This is a genomic window from Paraburkholderia sp. SSBN10T, from assembly GCF_056619545.1.
In genome coordinates this window covers 1-1,362 of sequence record NZ_JBWQQI010000055.1, presented here as the reverse complement: position 1 = coordinate 1,362, position 1,362 = coordinate 1, and the positions used below count along the sequence as shown (strand labels likewise).

Sequence of the window (1,362 nt, the reverse complement as noted above, 5' to 3'; positions counted from 1 at the left end):
ACCGTTGACGATGTTGTTGACTGTGTTCGTCACGTTCGACACATCGCCAGCAACGTTCGCCACGTCCTGGTTCGTCTGGAATAGCTGCGCGCCGTTCACCGCGTCCGTGCTCGTGGCCGACAGCGTGCCTGCCGCCAGACCGCTGATCTTCGTGCCGATCGCCCCCTTCAGCGTGATCGTGCCCAGCGTCGAATCGTCATACGCAACGAAGCTGTTCGTCACGTTGCCGCTGCTGTCCACGTTCGCGCCCATTTCCTTGAGCTGTGCCAGGTTCACCGCATCGGTATTCGCCACCCCGGCTGCCACATTCGACAGCGTCACCGGCTGGGTCGAGCCGGCACCGCCGAACGTAACCTTCGACCGGGTCGAATCGTCATAGGCGACGAACGTGTTCGTCACAGTGCCGTTGCCGTCGATGTTGACACCCATCGCCTGAAGCTGCGACAGGTTCACTGCATCCATCGCCTGCGTACCATTGGCCACGCTCGTGATCTGACGCGAGCCCACATCTACCGTGTTGGCACGGCTCGCCACCGAGTTCGAACCCAGCGCCACCGAGTTGGCTGCCGTCGCTCTCGCGGCGCCACCGATCGCCACGGCATCCGTGCCGGTTGCCGACGAATCGGCCAGCGCCGAGAGGGTGTGGAAGTACTTGATGCCGCGGCCGTTGACGATGTTGTTGACCGTACTGGCCACGCCTGCCACATTGTCAGCAACATTCGCCACGTCCTGGTTCGTCTGGAACAGTTGCGTACCGTTCACTGCGTCCGTGCTCGCAGCCGACAGCGTGCCTGCTGCCAGACCGCTGATCTTCGTGCCGCCTGCGCCCTTCAGCGTGACCGTGCCCAGCGTCGTGTCGTCATACGCAACGAAGCTGTTCGTCACGTTACCGTTGCTGTCCACGTTCGCGCCCATCTCCTTGAGCTGTGCCAGGTTCACCGCATCGGTATTCGCCACCCCGGCTGCCACATTCGACAGCGTCACCGGCTGGGTCGAGCCGGCACCGCCGAACGTGACCTTCGACCGGGTCGAGTCGTCATAGGCGACGAATGTGTTCGTGACCGTGCCGTTGCCGTCGATGTTGGCCCCCATCGCCTGAAGCTGCGACAGGTTCACCGCATCCATCGCCTGCGTACCATTGGCCACGCCCGTGATCTGACGCGAGCCCACATCCACCGTGTTGGCACGGCTCGCCACCGAGTTCGAACCCAGCGCCACCGAGTTGGCCGCGGTCGCGCTCGCGGCACCACCGATCGCCACAGCGTCCTTGCCGGTTGCCGACGAATCGGCCAGCGTCGAGTTGGCGTGGAAGTACTTGATGCCGCCGCCATTGACGATGTTGTTGACCGTGTTGCCCACGTT

Annotated in this window: 1 protein-coding gene; it reads right to left on the bottom strand. The window is 63.5% G+C overall.

The window, feature by feature from the left end; genetic code table 11:
• Positions 1-1,362: YadA family autotransporter adhesin (locus AC1ECK_RS36595; protein WP_480328170.1), on the bottom strand; the 1,362-nt coding region annotated here is incomplete at both ends.